This is a genomic window from Staphylococcus sp. HMSC62A08, from assembly GCF_001839105.1.
Lineage (GTDB): Bacteria > Bacillota > Bacilli > Staphylococcales > Staphylococcaceae > Staphylococcus > Staphylococcus caprae.
Genome location: NZ_KV840036.1, coordinates 33,386 through 33,598, shown reverse-complemented (window position 1 = coordinate 33,598; position 213 = coordinate 33,386). Strand labels below are relative to the sequence as shown.

Sequence of the window (213 nt, the reverse complement as noted above, 5' to 3'; positions counted from 1 at the left end):
CGGCAGTTCGAATCTGCCCCCCTCCACCATCTGAATAGGGGCATAGTTCAACGGTAGAATAGAGGTCTCCAAAACCTTTGATGTGGGTTCGATTCCTACTGCCCCTGCCATGGCGGTTGTGGCGAAGTGGTTAACGCATCGGATTGTGGTTCCGACACTCGAGGGTTCGATTCCCTTCAACCGCCCTTATTATTAATGGGCTATAGCCAAGCG

General features: G+C 52.6%; 2 tRNA genes. Both read left to right on the top strand.

Going from position 1 to position 213, the window contains the following annotated elements:
* The first annotated feature begins 36 nt into the window (after positions 1 to 36).
* Positions 37 to 110 (top strand) — tRNA-Trp (locus HMPREF3264_RS05605).
* 2 nt (positions 111 to 112) lie between these two features.
* Positions 113 to 185, top strand: a tRNA-His gene (locus HMPREF3264_RS05600).
* Positions 186 to 213: the final 28 nt, after the last annotated feature.